General features: G+C 74.6%; 16 protein-coding genes and 1 pseudogene. 10 read left to right on the forward strand and 7 right to left on the reverse strand.

All coding sequences use genetic code 11. From position 1 onward, the window contains the following. Positions 1 to 37 precede the first annotated feature (37 nt). Complete coding sequence (locus tag GA0074696_RS22675) at positions 38 to 1,219, forward strand: glycosyltransferase family 2 protein (protein ID WP_088964727.1); 1,182 nt, start codon at positions 38 to 40, stop codon at positions 1,217 to 1,219. Then, positions 1,216 to 2,265, forward strand: coding sequence for a pseudaminic acid synthase (gene pseI / locus GA0074696_RS22680; protein ID WP_088962975.1), 1,050 nt, complete (start codon positions 1,216 to 1,218; stop codon positions 2,263 to 2,265). Before GA0074696_RS22675 ends, pseI begins: the two co-directional genes overlap by 4 nt. 236 nt (positions 2,266 to 2,501) lie before the next feature. Here pseI and GA0074696_RS22685 read toward each other — a convergent pair whose 3' ends face one another. The 4 genes from GA0074696_RS22685 to GA0074696_RS22700 are packed head-to-tail and all read right to left on the reverse strand — an operon-like array spanning position 2,502 to position 5,133. Beyond that, entirely contained in the window at positions 2,502 to 2,924 is a 423-nt protein-coding gene (locus GA0074696_RS22685; protein WP_231925115.1) for a hypothetical protein, read from the reverse strand. Then, positions 2,908 to 3,654, reverse strand: coding sequence for an SDR family NAD(P)-dependent oxidoreductase (locus GA0074696_RS22690; protein ID WP_088962977.1), 747 nt, complete (start codon positions 3,652 to 3,654; stop codon positions 2,908 to 2,910). Before GA0074696_RS22690 ends, GA0074696_RS22685 begins: the two co-directional genes overlap by 17 nt. Next, positions 3,647 to 4,885, reverse strand: a complete 1,239-nt coding sequence (locus GA0074696_RS22695) for an AMP-binding protein (RefSeq protein WP_231925116.1) — start codon at positions 4,883 to 4,885, stop codon at positions 3,647 to 3,649. Before GA0074696_RS22695 ends, GA0074696_RS22690 begins: the two co-directional genes overlap by 8 nt. Next, positions 4,882 to 5,133, reverse strand: a complete 252-nt coding sequence (locus GA0074696_RS22700; RefSeq protein ID WP_172894394.1) for a phosphopantetheine-binding protein — start codon at positions 5,131 to 5,133, stop codon at positions 4,882 to 4,884. Before GA0074696_RS22700 ends, GA0074696_RS22695 begins: the two co-directional genes overlap by 4 nt. An 89-nt stretch (positions 5,134 to 5,222) precedes the next feature. On the opposite strand from GA0074696_RS22700, the gene GA0074696_RS22705 reads away from it, so the two are divergent. Next, on the forward strand, positions 5,223 to 5,732 hold the full coding sequence (locus GA0074696_RS22705) for a GNAT family N-acetyltransferase (RefSeq protein ID WP_088962979.1): 510 nt from the start codon (positions 5,223 to 5,225) through the stop codon (positions 5,730 to 5,732). A gap of 69 nt (positions 5,733 to 5,801) precedes the next feature. Here GA0074696_RS22705 and GA0074696_RS22710 read toward each other — a convergent pair whose 3' ends face one another. Then, complete coding sequence (locus tag GA0074696_RS22710; protein WP_088962980.1) at positions 5,802 to 7,529, reverse strand: hypothetical protein; 1,728 nt, start codon at positions 7,527 to 7,529, stop codon at positions 5,802 to 5,804. Between the two features lie 435 nt (positions 7,530 to 7,964). On the opposite strand from GA0074696_RS22710, the gene pseB reads away from it, so the two are divergent. From pseB to GA0074696_RS22745, 7 genes are read left to right on the forward strand one after another with little or no spacing between them, the layout of a single operon-like run. Then, positions 7,965 to 8,948: a UDP-N-acetylglucosamine 4,6-dehydratase (inverting) gene (gene pseB, locus GA0074696_RS22715; protein WP_088962981.1), complete on the forward strand. Its 984-nt coding sequence runs from the start codon at positions 7,965 to 7,967 to the stop codon at positions 8,946 to 8,948. Next, positions 8,945 to 10,105, forward strand: a complete 1,161-nt coding sequence (locus GA0074696_RS22720; protein ID WP_088962982.1) for a DegT/DnrJ/EryC1/StrS family aminotransferase — start codon at positions 8,945 to 8,947, stop codon at positions 10,103 to 10,105. The genes pseB and GA0074696_RS22720 overlap by 4 nt, the downstream gene beginning before the upstream one ends. Before the next feature lie 11 nt (positions 10,106 to 10,116). Beyond that, complete coding sequence (locus GA0074696_RS22725) at positions 10,117 to 10,977, forward strand: hypothetical protein (RefSeq protein ID WP_088962983.1); 861 nt, start codon at positions 10,117 to 10,119, stop codon at positions 10,975 to 10,977. Continuing rightward, positions 10,974 to 12,785: a methyltransferase domain-containing protein gene (locus tag GA0074696_RS22730; RefSeq protein ID WP_088962984.1), complete on the forward strand. Its 1,812-nt coding sequence runs from the start codon at positions 10,974 to 10,976 to the stop codon at positions 12,783 to 12,785. The genes GA0074696_RS22725 and GA0074696_RS22730 overlap by 4 nt, the downstream gene beginning before the upstream one ends. Next, entirely contained in the window at positions 12,782 to 13,549 is a 768-nt protein-coding gene (locus GA0074696_RS22735) for a glycosyltransferase family protein (RefSeq protein ID WP_269458687.1), read from the forward strand. Before GA0074696_RS22730 ends, GA0074696_RS22735 begins: the two co-directional genes overlap by 4 nt. Continuing rightward, positions 13,546 to 14,616, forward strand: a complete 1,071-nt coding sequence (locus tag GA0074696_RS22740) for a PseG/SpsG family protein (RefSeq protein WP_088962985.1) — start codon at positions 13,546 to 13,548, stop codon at positions 14,614 to 14,616. Before GA0074696_RS22735 ends, GA0074696_RS22740 begins: the two co-directional genes overlap by 4 nt. Before the next feature lie 12 nt (positions 14,617 to 14,628). Then, entirely contained in the window at positions 14,629 to 15,264 is a 636-nt protein-coding gene (locus tag GA0074696_RS22745) for an alpha-ketoglutarate-dependent dioxygenase AlkB (protein ID WP_088962986.1), read from the forward strand. A gap of 178 nt (positions 15,265 to 15,442) precedes the next feature. On the opposite strand, the gene GA0074696_RS22750 is transcribed toward GA0074696_RS22745, so the two are convergent. Next, positions 15,443 to 17,932 (reverse strand): DNA gyrase/topoisomerase IV subunit A, encoded by a 2,490-nt coding sequence (locus tag GA0074696_RS22750; protein ID WP_088962987.1) that lies wholly within the window; start codon positions 17,930 to 17,932, stop codon positions 15,443 to 15,445. A 31-nt stretch (positions 17,933 to 17,963) separates the two neighbouring features. Continuing rightward, positions 17,964 to 18,602: pseudogene (locus tag GA0074696_RS32435) on the reverse strand (toprim domain-containing protein); the annotation flags it as partial. Positions 18,603 to 18,606 lie beyond the last annotated feature (4 nt).

Here is an 18,606-nt window from a genome sequence, read left to right on the forward strand (position 1 = left end):
TCCGGGGCCGTCCACCCGGGTGCACCAGGGTGGCGGCGTGGTCAACGAGCCGACGCGCGCCACCCCGCTGCTGAGCATCGTCGTGCCGGTCCACGGGGTGGAGGCGTACCTGTACCAGTGCCTCGAGTCGATCCGGGCGGACGTCCCGGCCGGCGAGCGGGGCACGGTCGAGCTGGTCGCCGTCGACGACGCCTCCCCGGACCGGTGCGGCGACATGCTGCGCTCGTACGCCGCCGGCCGGTCCGAGGTCCGCACCGTGCACCTGAGCAGCAACGTCGGGCTGGGCCCGGCCCGCAACGCCGGCCTGGCGGTGGCGACCGGCGACTACGTCTGGTTCGTCGACAGCGACGACTGGCTGCCGCCGGGCACCATCCCCGCGGTGCTGGACCGGCTGCGCGCGCACCGGCCCGACGTGCTGCTGGTGGACCACGTGCGGGTGCACGAGGGCGGGCGGCGCGAGCTGGACGCCAGCAGTCCCCTGCTGCGCGGGGGGCCCGAGGTGGTCCGCCTGGCCGACCGGCCGCAGCTGCTGCGGGTGCAGCACACCGCCTGGAACAAGGTGGTCCGCCGCGCCTTCATGGACGAGCTGGAGCTGCGCTTCCACCCCGGCTGGTACGAGGACATCCCGTTCAGCCATCCGCTGCTGATCGGCGCGGAGAAGATCTCGGTGCTGGACCGGGTCTGCTACCTGTACCGGCAGGGCCGGCAGGGCGCGATCACCTCCACCCGCAGCGGCCGGCACTTCGACGCCTTCGACCAGTACGACCGGCTGCTGGACTGGGTCGGGCGGCGGTACCCCGACGAGCGGCTGCGGGCCGAGCTGTTCGGGCTGATGGTCAACCACATGCTGGTGGTGGTCGGCAACGACGACCGGCTGCACCCGCACCTGCGCCGGGACTTCTTCCACCGGGTGGCCGCCCAGTACCGTCGCCACCTGCCGGCGGGCGGCTACCCCCGCCCGGGCGGGGTGGCCGGGCTCAAGCACCGGCTGGTGGGCCGGGACAACTACCTCGCGTACGCGGCGCTGCGCCAGGCCCACCGGCTGGCCGGTCGGCTGCGCCGCCCCGCCGCGCCCCCGGCCCAGGTGGCCGTCGCGTCGGCGGGTACGGATCGGATCGCCACTGACCCGGCGGCGGGGTTTTCCAGGTCGTCCCCGGACGACGACGAGGCAGGGACCGCGCGCCTGCGCGGACGCACAGCGGACAGAGGTCGGGCATGACGACAGTGAAGATCGGGCCGCACGTGGTCGGCGCCGGGGAGCGGCCCTTCGTGGTCGCCGAGATGTCCGGCAACCACAACGGTGACCTGGACCGGGCGCTGGCCATCGTGGACGCGGTCGCGGCCAGCGGGGCGCACGCGCTGAAACTCCAGACGTACCGGCCGGACACGATCACCATCGACGTCGACACCCCGGCCTTCCGAATCTCCGGTGGGCACGAGCTGTGGGGCGGGCAGAACCTGTACCGGCTCTACGAGCGGGCACACACGCCGTACGAGTGGCACGCGCCGATCTTCGCCCGCGCCCGCGAGCGGGGGCTGACCGTCTTCTCCTCGCCGTTCGACGCCACGGCGGTCGAGCTGCTGGAGAAGCTGGACGCGCCGGCGTACAAGATCGCCTCGTCGGAGCTGGTCGACCTGCCGCTGATCCGGCTGGTCGCCGGCACCGGCAAGCCGCTGGTCATCTCGACCGGGATGGCGACGGTGGCCGAGGTCGACGCCGCGGTGCGGACCGCCCGCGAGGGCGGGGCCGGCGGCATCGTGCTGCTGGCCTGCACCGCCTCCTACCCGGCGCCGCCGGCGGACAGCAACCTGCGCCGCATCCCGGTGCTCGCCGACGCGTTCGGCGTGCCGGTGGGGCTCTCCGACCACACCCCCGGCATCGGCGTGCCGGTCGCCTCGGTGGCGCTGGGCGCCTGCTTCATCGAGAAGCACGTGACGCTGGACCGCGCCGACGGCGGGGTGGACTCCGACTTCTCCCTCAACCCGGACGAGCTGGCCGCGCTGGTGGTCGAGTCGGGGCGGGCGTACGCGGCGCTCGGCGGCACCGCGATCGGCCCCACCCCCGCCGAGCGGGAGGGGCTGCGGTTCCGCCGTTCGCTCTACGTGGTGGCGGACGTGCGCGCCGGCGACCCGGTGACCGCCGACAACGTGCGGTCGATCCGGCCCGCCGGCGGGCTGCCGCCGGTGGAGATTGAGAGGGTGCTGGGCCGCACCTTCGCCGTCGACGTCCCGCGCGGCACCGCGCTGAGCTGGGACCTCGTCTGAGCCGTCGCTGACCGACACCGGCTCCGGGCTTCCGGGGCCGGTGTCGCCGTCTGCCGGCCGGCAGGGGTGTCCTGGCTCCCTTTCGAGCTGATGTCGTGAACGACTCAGCCGACCCGGGCCGCGGCCACGCACAGGCGGTCGCGCGGCCCGAGGCACACGCGGCCCGAGGCACACGCAGCGCGGGGCACCCGCAGCGGCAGGGCTAGAGGCGACGCAGTGCCGCGCGGGGCGGCGGGTCAGGGCGCGAAGGCGACGGTCACCACCACGTCGCCCAGGCGCAGCGTCCGCCACACCGCGGGCATGTCCGGCGGTACGGCCAGCCCGTGCCGCCGCCACCAGGCGCCCACCGGCACGTCGGCCAGCTTGCAGAGGCTCTCCGCCCGGGTCCAGCGTGCCCAGAAGTCGGCGGGCCCGAAGCGCCGGGCCAGCGCCGGGGGCACCGCCGCCTGGGCGCGCTCGGCGTCCAGCGCGATCCGCCATCCCGGGGTCGGCGGGCCGTACCAGCCGACGCAGCGTCCGTCGTCGAGGTGGCTGCGGGTGGCCGCGTACGCCATTTCGGCGGGCGTGCCCACCCGCAGGAACCGCTCCGCGGCGGCGAGCAGCGCGGGCACCGGTCCGGGTCGGCGGCCGGTGACCCCCGGCTCAGACGGAGGCCGCACCGTCCACCACGATCACCTGGCCGTTGATGTTGGTCTGCTCGCACAGCAGCATCCGCACCACCGGCACGACCTCCGCCGGCTCGGTGAGGTGGCCGGTGGGGGTGCGCCGGACGATCTGGTCGAGCTGGGTGCTGCCCAGCACGGCGGACATCTCCGAGGCGAAGAAGCCGGGCGCCACCGAGTTGACCAGCATCCGGCCGCCCAGCTCCCGGGCCAGCGAGCGGGTGGCGGCGTCCATGCCGCCCTTGGTGGCCGAGTACGCCACCAGCCCCGGGAAGCCGCGCTGCGCGCAGATCGAGGTGATGTTGACGATCCGTCCGCGCAGGCCCTTGCCCAGCATCCGCCGGATCACCAGGCGGGTGAGCTGCAACGGCGCCGTCAGGTTGGTCTCGATGATCCGGGCGATGTCGCCGGTGGAGGTGTGCACGTGCAGCGAGTCCTGGCCGACGGCGGCGTTGTTGACGACGCCGTCGATCGGGCCGAGCCGCTCCTCCACCTCCCGCACGAAGGCCTGGGTGGCGGCCGGGTCGGTGACGTCGACCGCGCCGACGTGCACCCGGTCGGGCTGCTCGGCGGCCAGCTTCTCCAGCTCGGGCCTGACGGTGCGGGCGAAGGCCGCCACCCGTACGCCGGCGTCGAGCAGGTCGGTGACGATGGCCAGGCCCAGCCCCCGGGAGCCGCCGGAGACGAGGACCACGGTGCTGGGCGGGACGAGCGGGGAGTCAGACATCGCTCTTCAACGTCTCCTTGACGGGGATCTCGGTGAACATGCGGATGCGGCGCGGCACCGCGTACTCGGGGAGCCGGTCGGCGCACCAGCGCACCAGCGTGGCCTCGTCCAACGGGTCGCCGGACGGCGTCGGCACCACCTCGGCGACGACCATCCGGCCGAGCACCGGGGCGCGCCGACCGGTGACCCGGGCCCAGGCCACCCGGGGGTGGGCGGTGAGCACGCCGCGGACCAGCCCGGCGGAGACCTTGCTGCCGCCGACGTTGATCTCGTCGGAGTCGAGCCGGCCGGTGATCAGCACCCGATCGTCGACCACCTGCACCCGGTCGCCGGTGCGCACCGGCCCGTCGAGCCCGACCCCGTGGTACGGCGAGCTGACCACCAGCTCCTCGCCGTCGACCGAGAGCCGGGGCCGGCCGGGCACCTCCCGGTCCAGCCAGTCGACCGGGAACCCGGCCCGGCCGTCGTGCACCACGATGGACGCGCCGACCTCCGAGGAGGCGTAGATCCAGGAGATCCGGGCGGTCGGGAAGACCGCGCGGAGCTGGTCCAGGACGGCCTGGTCGACCGGCTCCCCGCCGAGGGTGAGCTGGCGCAGCGGCACCCGGGCCAGCGCCGCGCCGTCGCGGTGCAGGGTGCGCCGCCAGAAGGTCGGGGTGCCGGAGGCGGCGTCCACGCCGTGCGCGGCGGCGACGGCCGGCCACTCGTCCAGCTGGTCCGGGTCGACCACCACGAGGTGCTGCCCGGGCTGGGTGAGCGACAGCGTCACCACCTGCCACCAGGCGTACGTGCCGGGGGCGTACGGGCAGAGCCAGGTCCGCTGCGGCTGGGCGCCCCGGACGGTGGTCAGCGAGCCCAGCGTGTGCCCGACCCGCTTGGGCCGTCCGGTGGACCCTGAGGTGAGCAGCCAGAGCCGGCCGGGCTCGGCGGGGCGGGGGCGGGTGGGCGGGACGGTCACCGGCCCGGCGGCGTCCAGGGTGGTCAGCGCGAAGCCGGCCTCGCGCAGCTCGTCCCGCATCGCCGGGTCGACCCGGTGCGCGGTGCTCAGCAGCAGCTCGGTGCCGTGCTCGGCGTGCCGCCGGGCGGCGGCCAGCGCGTCCGCGGAGCCGGCGGCGAGGACGGCGGCGGGCGACGGCAGCGCCGGCGCGGGCAGCGCCCGCCAGGTGCGCGCGGCGCCCCCGACGACGACCCGGTTGTCCAGGCCGGCCGGGGTGGACATCGTGACGGTCACTGCCGCTGGAGCGTGCCGAGGAAGTCGAGGACGTCGCCGACGGTGGCGATCCGGCGCAGGCCGGGGGCGTCGAAGTTGAGCTCCTCCCCCGTGCAGTCCTCGACCCGCAGGGCCAGCTCGGAGAAGTCCAGCGACCGGAAGCCGATCTCCCGCAGGTCGGCGGCGTCGTCGTCCGGCAGCGCCTTGCCCTGGTTGGCGAGCACCTGTGCCATGAGGTCGCGGATCTGCGCGCGACTCAATTCGTTCATGCGGCGGAGTGTACAGCCCGGGAATTGGTCCCGGCATTTCCCGGGTACGGTTTCCGGGGCCCGTAGGAATCAGATGGAAAGAGGTCGGCGTGCTGCGTGGGGCGACCGAGGACGACGTTAACCTGATGTTGTCCTGGCGTAATCAGGAAACCAACCGGCAGGTAAGCAAGAACAGTCACGAGATCACCGCCGAGGAGCACGCCGCGTGGTGGTCCCGGGTGCGCACCGATCCCACCCGCCGGGTGCTGGTGTACGTCCGCGACGGCCGGCCCTGCGGCGTGGTGACCTTCTTCGACCTGCGCCTGACTGGTCCGCGTACCGGTTCCTGGGGCTTCTACCTGGACGCCGACGGGCTGGCCGAGCGGGGCGAGACGCTGCCCGCCTGGCTGGAGGTGATGCGGGCGGCGGTGGACCACGCCTTCGACGAGCTGCGGCTCGACCGGCTCGACGGCGAGGTGCTCGCCGACAACACGGTGGTACGCCGGATGAACCGACGGTTCCGGTTCGTCGAGGGCATCCCCGAAAAGCAGGTGCACGACGGCCGGGAAATCACCGTCGTCCCCGTTTCGCTGACTCGGGAGAATCGTCGACGGCGCTGATGTCGACAATTGTCCGCCGCGCATTAACCGGCCGGCCATTCCCCGTTCATCGAGGTCGGGAAAGAGCCGTCAGCCGCGCCGCCAGGCCGCCCAGTGCTGGCCCGGATTGCCGCCGAGGCGGGTGAAGCCGTAGCGGGTGCCGTCCCAGTCGTCCGGGGCGCCGGGCGCCCAGCGGGCGAAGACCACGTCGGCGGCGGCCGGCGGCCGGTCGTCGAACCATCGCACGTCGCTCCAGGTCACCTGGTGGCTCAGGTTGAACCGCAGGAGGTAGTGCACCCCGACGGAGGCGTAGACCCGCTCGCCGGGGCGTACCCCGAGGTCGGCGACGCGCGGGGTCGGCGCGGTCGCCGCCACCATCGGCCGGACCAGCCGGTCGGTGATCACCTGCATGGTGCCGAGGTTCACCACGACCAGCGCGGCGAGCACCGGCACCCGCAGCCTCGGCACCCGGACCGCGGCCACCAGCAGCAGGCAGGCCACCGCGCCCACCGCCGCCCCGGTGAACGGGCGGAACTCGCGCCAGCCGCCGGTCAGCGCCATCAGGTCGGGGGCGCCGAAGCCGCCGTAGCGCAGCTCGTGCCCCCGGCCCGCCACGTAGGCGAGCCGGGCGGCGATCAGCGCCGCGCCCCCCACCAGCAGCGCGACCGCGACGGCCGCCCGGGCCAGCAGCACCCGGTACGCCACGGTGAGCAGCACCCCCACCCCGACCAGCAGCCAGAACGGGGCCAGCATCTGCACGTACCGGCCGTAGATGGCGTCCAGCGGCTTGGTGGTGATGCCGGCCAGGATCACCGACGCGCCGCCGGCCACGCCGACGCTGGTCACCAGGGCGACGCCGAGCGTCCAGCGGACGGCCGGGTCGCCCCCGCGCCGGCGCAGCTCGCGCACCGCGGCGGCCCAGGCGATCCCGGCCATCCCGAAGGTGATCACCACCAGGTACCAGAGCTGCGTGGCGACGGCCGCCCCCAGTCGCAGCAGCCCCTGGCCGGAGGCGACGGCCCGGACGGTGCCGCCGCCGGGCGGGTTGCCGAGCAGGTAGACCCGGTCGCCGAGCAGCCGGATGCCCGCCTCGTTGACCAGGGCCAGCGCCAGCACCGGCAGCACCGCGGCGAGGACCTGCGCGGCAGTGACCCGGCGGCGGACCAGCAGCAGCAGGACCAGTCCGACGTGCACCGCCACGATCACCAGGCCCCTCGAGTGCAGCAGGTGGAACGCGCCGACCAGCGTGCCCACCGTCGCGGCGGCCGGCGCCCCCGGGCGGGCGACCCACCGGTGCACGGCCAGCAGCCAGGCCAGCACCAGCGGCGCCAGCACCGCGTCGATCATCGCCACCTGGGCGTAGAAGGCGGTGGCCGGCAGGGTCGCGGCCACCGCGGCGGCGACCAGCGCGGACGACCGGCGCAGCGCGAGCAGCCGACGGGCCAGCAGGTACGCCAGTGGCAGCACGGTGGCGTTGACCGCCGCGTTGATCAGCTGCACCAGGCGGTAGCTGTCGGTGAAGTCCCGCTCGCCGAGGAACGCCGGGCAGATCAGCATCGGGTAGCCGACCCGGCGCAGCGGGCCGTTCTCGCTGCTGAAGCCGCCCGGCCCGCCGGCCAGCGCCCGGGCGGTGTTGAGGTAGCTGTCCTCGTCGGTGTGCGCGATCGGCAGGGCGACGTGCCGGGCGAGCCACATCCGCCAGGCCACCCCGGCCAGCCAGCCCAGGACCAGCAGCGCCGGCACCAGCCGGCGCCGCCGGGCCGACGCCGCCTCGGCCGGGGCAGCCGCCCGTTCCCGTACGTCGATACCGGACGCCATCGTCGTCTCCTGCTCGCTGGGTGCCCCCGGCGACCGTCGGTCGGCAGGGGTCGGTGCCTGGTGCCGCCCGGCGCCGGCCGAATCTTGGACACTTACCGTTCCGCTCGAACGGAAACTGTCCAAGATCTCCAGCCCGCTGCCGCGTCTGCGGAGGGGGTGGGGCGCCATCGATCCGAGGCGCCGGGACGGTGGGGGGCGACCGACGGTGGGGACCCGCCGGGCGGCGCGCGGCCACTGTAGCCAGCACAGTTCCCGCCGGTCAGCCGCTCGGCGGGGTCGGCTCAAGTGTTCGCCTGCCGGGGGTCCGGCATTCACGGAGGCAGCGCGGTCGGTTCACCCGGGCGCGTCGGGGTGTTAACCCGCCGTGGCTAGCGTCCGTCCGGTCGCGTGGCCCCCGGCCGCCGGCGCACAACCTGCGATCATGGGAGCACCACATTGAGCGAGCTGACGGGATCCTCCATCCTGGTCACCGGCGGCACCGGTTCCTTCGGTAGGACCTTCCTCCGGCACATCCTGGCCGAGGCCGACCCGGCCCGGGTGGTGGTCTTCTCCCGCGACGAGCTGAAGCAGTACGAGCTGCGCCAGCAGCTCGGCGACGACCCGCGGCTGCGCTGGTTCATCGGCGACATCCGGGACCGGCACCGGCTCACCCGGGCCATGCACGGCGTCGACCACGTGGTGCACGCGGCGGCGCTGAAGCAGGTGGACACCGCCGAGTACAACCCGTCGGAGTTCATCGCCACCAACATCACCGGCTCCCAGCACGTGGTGGACGCCGCGATCGAGGCCGGCGTCAGGAAGGTCATCGCGCTCTCCACCGACAAGGCGTCCAGCCCGATCAACCTGTACGGCGCCACCAAGCTGGTCGGCGACAAGCTCTTCGTCTCCGCCAACCACTACGCCGCCCAGCACCCCACCCGCTTCGCGGTGGTCCGCTACGGCAACGTGGTGGGCAGCCGCGGGTCGGTGGTGCCGCTGTTCCGCCGGCTGGCCGCCGAGGGCAAGAGCCTGCCGATCACCGACAAGCGGATGACCCGGTTCTGGATCACCCTCGACCAGGCCGTCCAGTTCGTCATGGACAGCTTCGACCAGATGCAGGGCGGCGAGCTGTTCGTGCCGCGCATCCCCAGCATGCGCATCCTCGACCTGGTCGAGGCGGTCGCCCCGGACGCCACCACGCACGAGATCGGCATCCGGCCGGGCGAGAAGCTGCACGAGGAGATGATCGCCCCGGACGACAGCCGGCGGACGCTGCGCGCCAAGGACCGGTTCATCGTCCAGCCCACCATCGCCACCTGGGGCTACCAGCCGCCGGTCGGCTGCGAGCCGGTGCCGGACGGGTTCGCGTACCAGTCGGACACCAACGACGAGTGGCTGAGCGTCGAGCACCTGCGCGACATGCTCGGCCTGGGCGCGTGACGGCGATGCTGCCGTACGGGCGGCAGTCGGTCACCGCCGACGACGTCGCCGCCGTGGTGGCCGCGCTGCGCAGCGACTGGCTCACGACCGGCCCGCAGGTCGACGCTTTCGAGGCCGACCTGGCGAGCTGGACCGGCGGGGTCGGCTGCGCGGCGGTCTCCAACGGCACCGCCGCGCTGCACGTCGGGTACGCGGCGGCCGGGGTGGGCCCCGGCGACGAGGTGGTGGTGCCGCCGATGACGTTCGTCGCCACCGCCAGCAGCGCGGTGGCCCTCGGCGCGAAGGTGGTCTTCGCCGACGTCGAGGAGGAGACCTTCACCCTCGACCCGGCCGCGGCGGCCGCCGCGACGACCTCGCGTACCCGGGTGGTCTCCGCCGTCGACTACGCCGGCCACCCGGCCGACTACGACGCCCTGCGCGGCGCCCTCGCCGGCAGCGACGCGCTGCTGCTGGCCGACGCGGCGCACTCCATCGGCGCCACCTACCGGGGCCGGCCGGTCGGCTCGCTGGCCGACCTGACCACCTTCTCGTTCTTCCCCACCAAGAACCTGACCACGGCCGAGGGCGGCGCGGTCGCCGCGCTCGACGCGGAGCTGCTGACCCGGGCCCGCCGGTTCCGCAACATCGGGCTGGTCCGCGAGCGGGACGCGCTGCGCTGGCCGGACGAGGGCGGCTGGCACCAGGAGGTGCACGAGTTCGGCCTGAACTACCGGCTGCCCGACGTGCTCTGCGCGCTCGGTCGCAGCCAGCTGCGCCGGCTCGGCGACTTCCTCGCCGCCCGGGACCGGCTGGTCGCCCGGTACGACGAGGCGCTGGCCGACCTGGACGGCGTGCTGCGGCCCGGCCGCCGCCCGTGGGCCGCCCCGGCCTGGCACCTCTACCCGATCCGCGTGCTCGACGGCCGCCGCCGTGAGGTGTACGACCGGATGCGGGCCGCCGGCATCGGCGTCCAGGTCAACTACCTGCCCGCGCACTGGCACCCGGCCTTCGCCGACCTCGGTTACCGGCGCGGATCCTGCCCGGTGGCCGAGTCGTTCTACGAACAGCAGCTGTCGTTGCCGCTCTTCCCGACCCTGACCGACGCCGACCAGGATCGCGTGATCGACGCGCTGGGCGCGGCGCTGCGGGGCGGCACGGCACGTCCCGCCGCCGCCTGACGGGGGAACCGATGCACCACGCGAACCACTTCTACGGCCACGCGCACGTGCTGGCCCGCTACTGCGGGCTGGGCGACGGGCACCCGCCCCGGATCAACGGGTACGTCCAGCACGGCTGGAACATCGGCGACGGGCTGGCCCCCGGCCACCCGTACGCCGAGTTCACCCCCAGCCTGCTCTGGTCCGAGCAGACCCGACGGCGGGCCTGGTCGGTGGGGCGGCGCAACGTGGTCACCGTCGGCGCGCCGTTCGCGTACCTGCTGTCGCTGCGCCCGGAGGACCCGCCGGAGGCGGAGCGGGAGGCGGAGCGGGAGGCGGAGCGGGAGGGCACCATCTGGTACCCGTTCCACGGCTGGGAGGGCCAGCACGTCAAGGGCGACCACAAGGAGCTGATCGCCCGGATCCGGGCCACCGAACCCGGCCCGGTCACGGTCTGCCTCTACTGGCACGAGTACGGCATGCGCCGGGTGCGCCGGCTCTACGAGAACGCCGGCTTCCGGGTCATCTGCCACGGCTACCGCGGCCACTGGTGGAAGGACACCGACCCGCTCTTCCTCGACAAGCAGCTCACCGAGCTGCGCCGGCACAAGCGGGTCGCTTCCAACCGGCTGACCAGCGCGATCTTCTACGGCATCGCCGCCGGCTGCGAACCCGCGGTCTACGGCGACCCGATGATCCTCGCCGCCGAGGACCCGACCTTCGGCGGCACCGCCCGGATCCGCCGGCAGTGGCCGGAGCTGCACGGCGAGTCCGTCGACCTGCCGACCGCCGTCGAGATCGCCCGCGCCGAGCTGGGCACCGACCACCGCTGTACGCCGGCCGAGCTGCGCGAGCTGCTCGGGTGGGCGAACCTCCAGGAGGAGAAGAGTTGACCACTGACACGGCCCGGATCGCGCTGCCCGGCGGGGAGATGCTGGCCTGGTCCGACCTGCCCGAGGAGCGGCTGCCCGAGGGCGGGCCGCTGGCCGCGCTGGCGGCCCGGGTCGTACCGGCCGGGGCGCGGGTGCTGCTGGCCGGGCCGCACGACCCGGCGCTGCCGACCCGGCTGGCGCACGCCGAGGTGACCTGCCTGCTGCGCAGCCACCCGGACGGGGTGGCGCTGGCCGAGCGAGGCGCCCGGGTGGTGGTGGGCGGCCCGTCCGGCCTGCCGGCCGGCGAGACCTTCGACGTGGTGGTCGCCGCCGCCGGGCTGGACGCGGTGGAGTCGGTGGAGGGCCCCCGGCTGGGCTGGGACGGCGTGCTGGACCGGCTGGCGCGGGCGCTGCGCCCGGGCGGGACGCTGCTGCTGCGGCTGGACAACCCGCTGGGCGTGCACCGGCTGGTCGCCACCGCCCCCTGGTACGCCGACCGCGCCGACGCCGCCTGGACCATCGGCGGGGTGCTCGACACCGACCGGCCGGCCAACCCGGAGCAGTTGCGCGACCGGCTCACCGTGGCGGGACTGCGGCCGGCGGCCTGCTTCGCGGCGTACCCCGATCCGAGCGCGCCGACCGCATTGGTGGCCGCCGACGAGCTGGACCGGCGGACCACGTCGGGACTGTTCGACGCGGTGCTGCACGGTGCCTGCGCGGGCGGCGCGGCCACCGTGCTCCAGGACCCGGTCCGGCTGGCCGTCGACGCGCTGCACGCGGGCCTCGGCTCGGCGCTGGCGCCGGGCTGGCTGCTGCTCGCCCGCCGGCCCGCCGACCCGGACACCGGGCCGACCGACCCGTGGCCGGACGCGCTGCCCGTGGCGCTGGTGCAGACCGGGCCGCCGGGGATCGGCGTGGTCGAGGTGGTCGACGGGCCGGACGGCTGGCGGTGGCGGGTGGGTGGCCGGGTCAGCCGGCCGGCGCCGGCGCCGTTCGCCACCCGGGAGGCGGCCTACCGGGACGCGGGCGCGCTGGACGGGCCGGTGCCCGAGGGGCGGCTGCTGGGCACCCTGCTGCTCGACGCCTGCCTGCGCCGCGACCTGGACACCGTGCGCCGGCTGCTGCGCGGGTACGCGACCTGGCTCGCCGCCGGCGCCGACGCCGACGGTCGACTGGGCGGCGCGGTGGCCCTCGCCGGCACGGACAACGTGGTGGTGGCCGGCGACCAGTACGCGGTGCTCGACCCGAGCTGGCGGGCCGCCGCGCCGATGGACGTGGACGTGGTGCTGGCCCGGAGCCTGTGGCGGTTCGCCGCCGCGCTGCTCACCGGCGGGTACGCCCACCCCTGGCCGTCCACGCTGGACGTCGCCGGCCTGACCGTCGTGCTCGGCGGCCTCGCCGGCCGGGAGCTGGACCGGCGCACCGTCCACGCGGCGATCGAGGCGGAGGCGGCGGTCTCCGCCGCGCTGCGCGGCCTCGACGCCGACGGGCGGGTCCGCCTCGCCACCGAGCTGCGCGCGGTCGAGCCGACCGACCCGCCGGCCGGTCCGCGCAGCTACCAGCAGCTCCGGGAGGCCTGGCTGCGCCAGCGGGAGGAGCTGACCCGGCTGGGCGCGCTGCTGAAGTGGACCGAGGAGCTGCTGACCTCGCGGGAGCGGGCGTTGCGCCGGGCCGACGCCACGATCAACCTGCTCAGCGGTTCGCTGAGCTACCGGGTGGGCCGGCTGGCGATCACGCCGGCCCGGCTGGCGAAGCGGGGCGCCCGGGCGGCCAAGCGCCGCGCCCGGGAGGCGCTGAACCAGCGCGGCCCGCGGGAGGAGCAGCAGTGAGCGGGGAGACCGGGTCGGTGCGGCCGGCGGACGGGCCGCGGATCGTGGGGATCGTGCAGGCGCGGATGGGTTCGTCCCGGCTGCCCGGCAAGGTGCTGCGCCCGCTGGCCGGGCGCAGCGTGCTCGGCCGGGTGGTCCGGGCCGCCCGGGACAGCGACGTGCTGGCCGACCTGGTCGTGGCGACCAGCACCGACGCCGTCGACGACGCGGTGGCCGCCGAGTGCGACCGGCTGGGCGTGCCGTGCCACCGGGGCCCGGTCGACGACGTGCTGGGTCGCTTCGTCGGCGCCCTGGCCGCCCACCCCGGTGACGCGATCATGCGGTTCACCGCCGACTGCCCGCTGCTGGACCCGGAGATCATCGCGCTGGTGGCCTCGGTGTACCGGGCGGTGCCCGGGCTCGACTACGCCAGCACGTCGATCGCCCGTACGCTGCCCCGCGGGCTGGACGTCGAGATCATCCGGGCGGACGCGCTGCGCACCCTGGACCGGCTCGCCACCGACCACCACCGGGTGCACGTCACCTCGTACGCGTACACCCACCCGGAACTGTTCCGGGTGCTCGGGGTGACCCTCACCCCGGACCGGTCGACGCTGCGGCTCACCCTCGACACCGAGCGGGACTGGGCGTTGGTGCGCGCGGTGACCGACCATTTCGGCGACGTCAGCGTGCCGCTGGCCAAGCTCGCCGACTGGCTGGACGGCCAGCCCGCTCTGCGCGCCCTCAACGCCGACGTACGCCAGAAGCGCCTGGAGGAGTCCTGAACACGCCACGGATCGGGTTGCGCTGCGACGCCGGGCCCCGACGCGGCCTCGGGCACCTGGTCCGCTGCCTGGCCCTCGGCGAGGAGTTCCTGGCCCGGGGGGCCTGGGTCGAGCTGTTCGGCACCGTCGAGCGGATCGGCTGGGCGCAGGCGCAGCTGGCGGCGCGGGGCATCCCGGCGCACCCGGGCCCGGACACCCCGGCCAGGCTGGTCGAGGCGGCCCACCGGCACCGGCTGGACGCGATGGTGCTCGACTCGTACGAGCTGGACCCGGCCGGAGCCGGAGCGCTGCGCGCGGCGGGCGTGGTCACCCTGGCGGTGGTCGACGGCGACACCCGGGGCCAGGACGCCGACCTCTACCTGGACCAGAACTTCGGCGCCCGCACCGACGCGCCCGCCGGGCGGCTGCTGGCCGGCACCCGGTACGCGCTGCTGCGCGACTCGGTGATCGGCGCCCGGCCGGCCGCCCCGAAGCAGCCCGCGCCGGTGGACCGGCCCCGGGTGCTCGCCTTCTTCGGCGGCACCGACGCGCTGGGCGCCGCCCCGGTGCTGACCCGGGTGCTGCTCGCCACCGGGCACCCGATGGAGCTGACCGTGGTGGTCGGCCGCCCCGACGTCGAGGCGGAGCTGGCGGCGCTGACCCCCGGCCGGGGCCAGTCGCTGCGTCCGGTCCCGCCCACCGACGAGCTGCCCGCCCTGATCGGGGCGGCGGACCTGGTGGTCAGCGCCGCCGGCACGTCCACCTGGGAACTGTGCTGCCTGGGCGCGCCGTCGGCGCTGGTCTGCGTGGTGGACAACCAGCGCGAGTCGTACCGCCGGGTGGTGGACCACGGGCTGGCCGCCGGCCTGGGCGAGCTGCCGGAGCTGGCCGGGGCCGGGGTGGCCGGGCGGGCGGCCCGGGCGGCGGCCGCGCGAAGCCTGACCGGCCTGCTCGGCTCCCCCCGGCGGCGGGCCGCGCTCGCCGCCCGGGCCTGGGCCACCGTCGACGGGCGCGGCCGGGCCCGGGTCGCCGACGCGCTGTTCGACCTGGTCCAGCGCGGCGATCGTACGCCTGTACTAAACCGCTGATAGAGTGACGGCATGACGCAGGCCGCCTACCAGCCGTCGATGCTCGACCTCGCCGACGCCGGTCCGTCGCTCGGGCCGCTGCCCGGCGCGCTGCGCCGGCACGTGCTGACCCGGGGCGCCTGGGTCGACCACCTCCCCGGCTGGGTGCGCGGCTCCGACGCGGTGCTCGACACCCTGCTGGCCGCGGTGCCGTGGCGCGCCGAGCGCCGCACCATGTACGACGCCGAGGTCGACGTCCCCCGTCTGCTCTGCTGGTACGCCGGCGGCCGCCCGCTGCCGCACCCGGTGCTGACCGAGGCCCGGGAGGCGCTGACCCGACACTACGCCGCCGAGCTGGGCGAGGCCTTCGTCACCGCCGGCATGTGCCTCTACCGCGACGGCCGGGACAGCGTCGCCTGGCACGGCGACACCCAGGGCCGGTCGGCGCACACCGACACCATGGTCGCCATCGTCTCGTTCGGCTCACCGCGGCCGCTGCTGCTGCGCCCGCGCGGCGGCGGCACCAGCCTGCGCTTCCCGCTCGGGCACGGCGACCTGGTGGTGATGGGCGGCTCCTGCCAGCGCACCTGGGAGCACGCCATCCCCAAGACCGCCCGCCCGGTCGGCCCCCGCGTCAGCGTCCAGTTCCGCCCCACCGGCGTAGCCTGACCCCCCACCCGGTCCCCGCCCCTCCCTCCCCCTCCCCCTCTCAGCTCGGTGATCATGAAGTTATTGCCGCGACACGCCGGGCGGCACAACAACCTCATGATCAACGGGGAGAAAGCGGGGGCGCGGGGGGCGTGCAGCGGCCCGGGGGCGTCAGCCGCCGGGCCCTTGCACGTGCGGGTCAGTTGCGTTCGATGAGGTGGCCGAGGACCGTGGGGCCGAGCATGACGGCGAAGCCGCTGCCGTCGCGGCGCGGGTCGGCGGGGGGCAGCTCCACCGGGTCGCCGGTCGCGGTCGCGCCGACCGGCCGGGCGCCGACCCAGGCGACCACCAGGTCCGTCTCGCCCTTGAGGAACCGCTGCGCGCGCACGCCGCCGGTCGCCCTCCCCTTCGCCGGGTACGCCCTGAACGGCGTCACCTTGACCGTCGCGCCGGTGGAGGTGACCACCATCGGCTCCCCGTGCCCGGGGTCGTCGGTGCGGACCGCCCCGAACCAGACCACCCGCGCCCCGTCGGGCACGTTGACGCCGGCCATGCCGCCGCCCTTGAGCCCCTGCGGGCGGACCAGCGTGGCGGCGAAGCGCAGCAGCGACGCCTCCGAGGTGATGAAGGTCAGCGGCTCCTGGCCGTCGGTGAGCCAGGTCGCCCCGACCACCTCGTCGCCCTCGCGCAGGCCGATCACCTCGAACTCGTCCGAGCGGACCGGCCACTCCGGCGCGCAGACCTTGACCACGCCCTGCCGGGTGCCGAGCGCCAGGCCCGGCGAGCCCTGCGCGGCCGCCCCGAGCGGGGCCAGGCCGACCACCGTCTCGCCGGCCGCCAGCGGCAGCAGCTCGGCGGCGGACATGCCGCCGCGCAGCGAGACCGTGCCGGCCTGCTCCGGCAGCACCGGCAGCGGCAGCACGTCGATCTTGAACGCCCGGCCGGCGCTGGTCACCAGGAGCACCCGGCCCCGGGCCGTGGTGTGCACGACGGCGCGTACCGCGTCGTGCTTGACCCGGCCGTTGCGCCGGCGCCCCTCGGCGGCCTCCTCCGACTCGGCCGCGGTGCGGGCCACCAGCCCGGTCGCGGAGAGGATCACCTGGCAGGGGTCGTCGGCCACCTCCAGCGGGCCGGCCGGCACCGACGCCGCCAGCACCTCCTTGAGGTCGCCGTCGACCAGGGTGGTACGCCGAGGCGCGCCGAACTGCTTCACCACCGCCGACAGCTCGTCGGAGACGACCTTCTTCAGCACCTTGTCGTCATCGAGGATCTTGGACAGCTCGGTAATCTCCCCGCGCAGCTTCTCCTGCTCGGCCTCCAGCTCGATCCGGTCGTACCTGGTCAGCCGGCGCAGCGGAGTGTCCAGGATGTAGGTGGCCTGGATCTCGGAGAGCTTGAACTTCTGCATCAGGCCGTCCTTGGCCGCCTGGGCGTCCTCGCTGGCCCGGATCAGCTTGACCACCTTGTCGATGTCGAGCAGGGCGATCAGCAGACCGTCGACCAGGTGCAGCCGCTCCTCGCGCTTGCGCCGGCGGTACGCGCTGCGCCGGGTGACCACCTCGTACCGGTGGGCCAGGAAGACCTCCAGCAGCGCCTTCAGCCCCAGGGTGCGCGGCTGGCCGTCGACCAGCACCAGGTTGTTGACGCCGAACGACTGCTCCAGCGGGGTGAGCCGGTAGAGGTCGGCCAGCAGCGCCTGCGGGTTGACCCCGACCTTGCACTCGATGACCAGCCGGGTGCCGCTCTCCCGGTCGGTGAGGTCCTTGACGTCGGCGATGCCGGTCAGCCGCTTGGTCTTGGTGACCTCGTTGGTGATCGCCGCGATGACCTTCTCCGCGCCGACGCCGTACGGCAGCTCGACGACGGTGATCGCCTGCCGGCCGCGGCTGCCCTCCAGCGGGCCGATCTCCACCTTGCCGCGCATCCGCACCACGCCGCGTCCGGTCTCGTACGCTCGACGCACCTCGTCCAGGCCGAGCAGCAGACCGCCGGTGGGCAGGTCGGGGCCGGGAACGAACTCCATCAGCTTGTCGAGGTCGGCGTCCGGGTGGTTGATCAGCCAGCGGGCGGCGGAGACCACCTCGCCGAGGTTGTGCGGGATCATGTTGGTCGCCATCCCGACCGCGATCCCGGACGCGCCGTTGACCAGCAGGTTGGGGAAGGCGGCCGGCAGCACGGTGGGCTGGGTCAGCGAGCCGTCGTAGTTGGGCTCGACGTCAACGGTGTCCTCGCCCAACTCGCCGACGAGCAGCATCGCCTCGCGGGACATCCGTGCTTCGGTGTAGCGCGCCGCGGCAGGTCCATCGTCCGGGCTTCCAAAATTTCCATGCCCGTCGATGAGCGGCGCGTTGAGCGAGAAGTCCTGGGCCATCCGGACCATTGCGTCGTAGATAGCGGTGTCACCGTGCGGGTGGTAGCGACCCATCACGTCGCCGACCACGCGGGCGGACTTCACGTGCGCCCGATCGGGGCGGAAGCCCGCCTCGTTCATCGCGTAGAGGATGCGCCGGTGCACCGGCTTGAGCCCGTCGCGCGCGTCGGGCAGGGCGCGGGAGTGGATGACCGAGAAGGCGTACTCCAGGTAGGAGTCGGAGACCTCGGTGACCAGCGGGTTGTCGAACACCCGCGCGCCGGCCTGGTCGAAGGCGGACAGGTCCACCTTGGCGCGGTCTTCCTTGCGGCGTGCCATCGTCAGCTTTCCCCTCGAACGGACCCGGTGCTCATGCGTCGATCGCCTCCCGGTCGACCCGGTCGGAGGAGTCGATCAGCCAGTTGCGGCGCGGCTCGACCTTCTCCCCCATCAGCAGTTCGAGGATCCGCTCGGCGGCGTCGACGTCGTCGAGGGTGATCCGGCGGACCGCCCGGGTGGCCGGGTTCATCGTGGTCTCCCACAGCTCGTCGGCGTCCATCTCGCCGAGGCCCTTGAAGCGCGGGATCGGGGTGACGATCTGCTTGCCGGCCTTCTCCAGCTTGCGGACCGTCGCCTCCATCTCGGCCTGGGTGTAGGTGTAGATGGTCTGCGGGTTGCGCCCCTTGGTGGTGATCTTGTGCAGGGGCGGCATCGCGGCGAAGAGCCGACCGGCCTCGATCAGCGGCCGCATGTAGCGGGCGAAGAGCGTGATGAGCAGGGTACGGATGTGCGCGCCGTCCACGTCGGCGTCCGCCATGATCAGGACCCGGCCGTACCGCAGGGCCGACAGGTCGAAGGTACGCCCCGAGCCGGCGCCGAGCACCTGCACGATCGCGGCGCACTCGGCGTTGTCCAGCACCTGCTGGAGGTTCGCCTTCTGCACGTTGAGGATCTTGCCGCGGATCGGCAGCAGCGCCTGGTACTCGGCCGTCCTTGCCACCCGGGCGCTGTTG

Source organism: Micromonospora purpureochromogenes (assembly GCF_900091515.1).
Taxonomy (GTDB): domain Bacteria; phylum Actinomycetota; class Actinomycetes; order Mycobacteriales; family Micromonosporaceae; genus Micromonospora; species Micromonospora purpureochromogenes.